Raw genomic sequence first — 5,747 nt, 5'->3', positions numbered from 1 at the left:
GCTGGGCTGCGTCGTCGGTGATCACCAGCGTGCCGGCGCCAATGCCGCTCCTGGTCGTGCTGGCATCGCTGTCGCTGGTCGCCGCGATGCCAGGCAGGCCGGCACTCTTGCCGGTCGCCCCCTCGTTTATCAGGTTTTTGCCGCCCGGCCCCTGTCCCTTGCCGCCTTCCTCGTTGAATTTGCCGTCGTCGCTGCCGCCAACGGTCGCGCTGCCGGAGATGCCCACGCTGCTCGCCTCCATCGTGGCATGGTTGGCGATGTCGCTCTGCGTCAGCGTGGCCGTGGTCAGGCTGCTGGCCGCCGCACCGGCGACAGTGCTGCCGATGGCGCCGCCCTTCAGGTCGGTGTTGCCCGCCACCTTGATCTGGAGCCCGCCGTCGCCGGCCTGGATTCCGCTCTGCTCCTGCACGCTGGCGTAGTCGCTGGAAATCTTGCTCTGGTTGGCACTGGCGCTGACGTTGACGCCGTAACCGTACGTCCGCTCACGCTCACGCTCTGATTCTTGCTGTCGAATTTGGCCGTATCCTGCAGGCTCTCGATGTTCAGATTGCCGCCAATGTCGGCGACCACCTGAGCGCCGCTGGCGACCGCGCCCTTGAGGCTGGTGTCGCCGCCGCTGACGATCGCTAGCTGCCCGCCGGCATTCACATGGCTGTTGAGCTGCGTGGCGCCCTCGCCATCTTCTGTGCCGCGGCTGGCGGAGAGGCTGCCGGTTATGCCGCCCGCCAGCCCGCCCTTGCTGCTGTAGCCGACGGCCACGCCGGCCGCCGCGCTCAGGCTCTTGCTCTGGCTGTGCTGGCTCTCGAGGTCTTGTGCGGCGAGCAGGTTGACCTGATTGTCGGCCTGCAGCGCGATGTTGTTGCCCGCCGTCAGCGTGCTGCCGCTGTGGCTGGTGCTGGCCGTGGTCTGGGTCTGCTCGCTTTCCGAATGGCCGGCCGTCAGACTGACATTGATGCTCAAGCCGTTTTTCGCCAGGTCGGCCGCGGCGTTTTTCGCCGCCAGGGCGGCGGTGGCCGCTGCCATCGCCGTGACCCGGCTGCTTTGCGCCTGGCTCGCTGCCTCGCTCATCGACTGCATGGTCTGGATCGCATTGACCACACTGCCGCCCACGGCCAGCGTGAAGCCGTCCTGCGTCATCTTGCTGACGAACTTGCCGTCAACCTGGTCCTGGCCCGGGGTGATCGTCACGCTCGTGCCAGTCAGGTTGATGTCTTGTCCGGCCATCAGGTCGCTGCCGGCCACGTTGATGGCGCCGCCGGCGTTCAGGGTCAAGCTGCCGGCGGTCGAACCGACCAGGCTGCGCGCCTGCCCGCTCTGCAGGCTCGCGTCCTGCTGCTGGTCGGTACTGGTGGTGTGCGTCCCGTAGCTGATGCCGAACCCGCCCCCGCTCAAGAACCCGCTTTCCTTGACGGTGCGCGCATGATCCTCTTTGCTGGTATCGATGGCTGCCGTGACCGTGATGGCGTTCTTGGCCGTCAGGTTTACGGCGGCATCGCCCGCGATCCCCGATCCCGTCACCTTGATGTCGTTACCGGCAATCAGGTTCACCGAAGTGCCGCCCCAGGCTGCTGCCGAGCGCGCTGCTGCGGTCGAGCGTGTCGCGCGTGGTGATGAGCTCGTCGTGCATGAACCCACTTTCGGTGCGCTGGTGGCCTTCGTCCACCGTGACCGCGTTCACGCCGGCGACGACGTTGAGGTTGTTGCCAGCGATGCCGGACAGCGAGGTGCCGGCCTGCACGTCGACGGCGCGCGCGTTGATGTCCGCGCCCGCCTTGAGCACGATGGAACCGGTGGCCTGGACCTGGCTGCCCACCTCGGTGGTGGTGCTGTCCTTGCGGTAGTTGTTCGCGTCCCAGCTGAGCGAATTGCTGCTGGCCGTGGTGACGGTGCCGAGGTTCAGGTTGTTGCCCGCCTGGAGCACGGTGACGCCGTCCTTGCCAGCATTGCCTATCTGGCAACGTTTCCGTCCAGCGCTGAATTCAAAAGCGGTCTGGGATGATGCGGAAGCGGCCCAGCGGCAGGCTGGCAAGACGGCCGCGCGGCCGCTGGCGTGACAGCGCTTATTTGGCTTGTGTTGAGCTTGTGCTTGGGAATACCTTATGCATTGGCGGTTTGGTGGGACTTCATACGTGCAAGTTGTACAAATTCCCCTGTCAAATTTCCACCTTCATCAACTTTCCACGCCCCGACAACAGCTTCCGGAGGAACATATTCCGCAGGCCCAAATGAACCTTCAATCTTGTAGACCCAGCCGTTAGGATTTTCACGCGCAGCCTTCACTACATCCTCTGTAATTTCATGCTTCCACCAAATCCTCGCGTCTTGTTTGAGACCCAGGATTCAACAGGTAGATCTTCCGACCTCCTCCCATTTCCAAATCATCCGGGATGGGTATGCGTCCTTTCGAGCCGCATTGCAAAGCAATAAATATCCATCCTGCTCAATCCGTAGGCGAAATTTTGATAAGGCGTCAAACAAATTATCATCTACAAACGACATTGTTCCGAAATGCCGGCTTTTAACCGTCAGTTTAATTGATGCATCTCGCACAAACTCAATTTCGCAGGACTCCTCCGCTCCTCCTAATGATGCAATTGCCACAGAATAGATATTCATCGGACCCTCTTATGGAGTGTATTTAGGATTCTTAATAAATGGCCAATGAAAATCCCGTTCGGCGTTTCCGCCCGCGCGCCCATGGTATCCCTGTTAAGACCGAAATCAGCCGCTCTCACCGGTCCCGACGCTGACGCAGCTGCGGCTCCAGCAATCCCAAGCGCCATGTCGACCACGTAGTCGCGCGAGGTCACACCGGCAACCAAATGTTCCGCTGCGCGACCATCGCCAGAGACAGAATATAATCCGGATGACGCGAAGTCGAGCGCATATTGTGGCGCAAGCGTCATCAATGCCTGGATACCAGGCGATGCATTTCTGTATGCCGCAAAATCGAGCGGCTCCAAGATCATCGTTGGTTGATTCTTGTCATCGACGAGGACGTAACTTACGCGGTCACGCTGCTGGCTGGCCGCTGGCCGGGTTCGCGCCGTGCCAAACCGCTTTTGAATTCCGCCGTTGATGACGGCGCTCCAAGGTCACGCTTCAACTTGATGGCCAACAATCGTAAAGTTCAACCTAAGCTGAAACTCGTCAGGCACATCGAGATTGGTCGCTTGATAGCTGTGCTCAACATCCAACTTCCATACTGCGCCGTTAGCCGCCCGAACACGCAAAGCCATAGGGAATGCTGCAAAAAACTGAATCACCACGCCGTTCTTGGCCTGTTGATCGGTTTTCACCTTCGTTTCAAAGTTTGGCTTCGCTTTACAGGTCACGGACAAGAGTTGGGAGTTCGCATCCTGCGAGTACAGCTCAGTCTCAATGTCATTTACAACAAACTGGCGAACGTCTCTGCCTTTTCTCATCCATTCAAGCATGTGAACGCTATCATCCGCAGCATCAAACCCCGATACTTCAATCCGCTCCGGTATGTGCTGGGACTCAACGAAATGCCTGCTATTTTCGGATTTTTCCATTCGTTCATTCTATGAATTTTATTTAAACTACCCGAGGCACACCAGGAACTCTATCGCTATGACATTCACCACGAAGAATAAGGTCAAAGGTTAGTTCCAGCTGTTCCGCCATTTTAACAAGCGTGGCCTTCAGTGTAAGCCTTTGATATAAAGCGTATTCTTGGTGGGAAGTACAAGTCTCGAACTTGCGACCCCTGCAGTGTGAATACTAGTGAGGGCCGGTTTTTAAAGCGGGCTTAGAGCGAAGAAGCCGTGGTGAGGCGCAAGAATGGGCGCAGAATGCCGGTGTTGCCAGAACGGCGATATGAGTCTGTCCGCAAGACATTAAGCGACGTCAACGCCCGCACCGCCAAGCAGCCGCGTATTGAGCGTCCCGCCAGAAAACAGCATCTCGTGAAGAGCTGACTCTGCAGTTTCCCTGGACACGTCACCGTCGGCTCCCACCTCTAAGTGATGCTGCGCAATCCGTCGCAAGAGTTCCTTGATGAATGCAGGGCTAGCGAGGTCTGTGCGCCCGGCCAGGTCGTCCATCAATTCTGGGGGAACCGGCAATGTTTTTGCATACAGCTTGATTAATCGCCTTCGGTGGGTCTCGTCTGGCAATGGGAACTCAATCGTTTGATCAATTCGGCCTGGTCGGCTGGCGAGGGCCGGCTCCAAGGTCTCGGGCCGATTCGTTGTCAGAATGAAAAACACGTCCGCGCGTTCGCGCAATCCATCCATTTCATTAAGCAGTCGGTTGAGCATGACTTCGTCGCAGGCGTTGTCACGCTCGGAACGATTGCGGGCGATCAGGTCGGCGTCTTCAATTACGACCAGCGCCGGCTGAAGCAATCTTGCCAGCGCCATGTATTCTGGCAGCAAGCCTGCTCCATCCGCTGTAATAAGGAAGGTCGTGTGGCCGGTCAGCGCACCTGCAAGATATCGGATGCAATGCGTCTTGCCGGTTCCCGGTGTGCCATGAAACAGTAGTCCCTTTTGCGTTGACAGTCCCAGATCACGCAAGGCCTGGCGCTGTTCTGCAAATCTCAGGACATTGCGCTCCACGGCTCGCAGGGTGAGTTCTGGCAAGATCACGTCGGCACGCGATACAGTTTCCAGTTCATGCACGCAAATTCGTGCCGCATGGCCAGACGACATATAATGCTGTTCAAGCGAAAGGACCCTGCCGCGATAGCAGCTGCCTTTCGAAAGACGAAGCTCCAGTGCATCAAAGATACGCGTGCATAGTTCGGCGCCAACTTCACCGGGAGGCGCGGCAATCTCAATGACCAGGTCGCCGCCGCCGTGGTAGTCGTTCTTTTGCGCGAGCACAATCGCATAGGCGCCATGCTCGTCTGTCGATAGCCACAGCCCATTTTTCAGGCACCGTACTGTTTCCCCATCACCAATCGCCACGTCTTCATACTGCGCCGGGGCGGCCTCGACCGCATTGTGGCCGCGTTCCAGTAACTTTGAAAAGCCAAGGATATCGTGCCTATACTGTTGATGAATGCCGACAAAATTTTTCGGAATATGTCGTTCGCCGAGCAATTCGTTGAGTGCGTCCTGCAAATCGGCTTGCTGTCGTAACGGGTAAGTTCGTGATGTAGCGAAAAGCTCTTGTGGCGGCATTGGCGCAAAATGGCTTGCGATACGCTGATAAAGATGGCGGTCGTTGGATGACTCCTGCATTTTTGCCGGCGGAGAAGTGCGAAGTGCCGCGACGCAAAGCTCCACGCATTTGTCGCAGATGGATGCTGAAGCTCCAGCAATGAGCTGCTTTACATCACCGGCGGTGCGATGACAGAACTGGCATCGTCCGTCAGATATCTTCAGATCAACCATGGACCCTCCCTTGCTCAAGTATCGCGTGGTCAACGCTCTGTATTAATAAATTAATACACAGTTATAACGGACCAAACGAAACTCCGCCCTGTCGGAAAACAAGTGTTTGGCGGCAGCTCGGCAGGCGACTCCGGGAGCTTGCCCGCGAAGGCACAAATGGTGTATGGAAGCTAGCCCGCGGAAATTACACCCACAAAAAAAATGCCGACCCTTAAATTGGCCGGCACATCTTCAACCTCTTGAACTTGAAGCAATTCTTGGTGGGAAGTGCAAGTTTCGAACTTGCGACCCCTGCAGTGTGAATGCAGTGCTCTACCCCTGAGCTAACCTCCCAAAGCGGGGCGTATTATCGCATACCCCCGCAAAAACGTCGAGAAATCTTAT

The 5,747-nt window shown here is 57.6% G+C and carries 5 protein-coding genes, 1 tRNA gene and 1 pseudogene; all 7 read right to left on the bottom strand.

Annotation, left to right across the window (positions count from 1 at the left end):
* Positions 1-358: pseudogene (locus JWQ61_RS04440) on the bottom strand (hypothetical protein); the annotation flags it as partial.
* On the bottom strand, positions 337-1,635 hold the full coding sequence (locus JWQ61_RS04435) for a hemagglutinin repeat-containing protein (protein WP_304359450.1): 1,299 nt from the start codon (positions 1,633-1,635) through the stop codon (positions 337-339). The gene JWQ61_RS04435 and the pseudogene JWQ61_RS04440, both read right to left, overlap by 22 nt.
* A complete protein-coding gene (locus JWQ61_RS04430) occupies positions 1,529-2,029 on the bottom strand; it encodes a hemagglutinin repeat-containing protein (RefSeq protein WP_304359449.1) in 501 nt (166 codons plus the stop codon). The genes JWQ61_RS04435 and JWQ61_RS04430 overlap by 107 nt, the downstream gene beginning before the upstream one ends.
* A gap of 68 nt (positions 2,030-2,097) precedes the next feature.
* Entirely contained in the window at positions 2,098-2,280 is a 183-nt protein-coding gene (locus JWQ61_RS04425; protein ID WP_304359448.1) for a hypothetical protein, read from the bottom strand.
* A gap of 815 nt (positions 2,281-3,095) precedes the next feature.
* Positions 3,096-3,536, bottom strand: a complete 441-nt coding sequence (locus JWQ61_RS04420) for a hypothetical protein (RefSeq protein ID WP_304359447.1) — start codon at positions 3,534-3,536, stop codon at positions 3,096-3,098.
* A gap of 324 nt (positions 3,537-3,860) precedes the next feature.
* The gene (locus tag JWQ61_RS04415) at positions 3,861-5,363 is read right to left on the bottom strand and encodes an AAA family ATPase (RefSeq protein ID WP_304359446.1); all 1,503 of its coding nucleotides are present in this window, start codon (positions 5,361-5,363) and stop codon (positions 3,861-3,863) included.
* A gap of 258 nt (positions 5,364-5,621) precedes the next feature.
* A tRNA-Val gene (locus JWQ61_RS04410) sits at positions 5,622-5,696 on the bottom strand.
* Between the last annotated feature and the right edge of the window lie 51 nt (positions 5,697-5,747).

The sequence above is a fragment of the Collimonas fungivorans genome, from assembly GCF_028292705.1.
Classification (GTDB): domain Bacteria; phylum Pseudomonadota; class Gammaproteobacteria; order Burkholderiales; family Burkholderiaceae_D; genus Collimonas; species Collimonas fungivorans_B.
Note: the sequence above shows the minus strand (reverse complement) of the source record. Positions and strands in the feature narration are given on the sequence as shown.

Coding starts and splice junctions, on each gene's coding strand:
- JWQ61_RS04420 (WP_304359447.1), bottom strand. CDS start 3,536: ATGGAAAAATCCGAAAATAGCAGGCATTTCGTTGAGTCCCAGCACATA.
- JWQ61_RS04415 (WP_304359446.1), bottom strand. CDS start 5,363: ATGGTTGATCTGAAGATATCTGACGGACGATGCCAGTTCTGTCATCGC.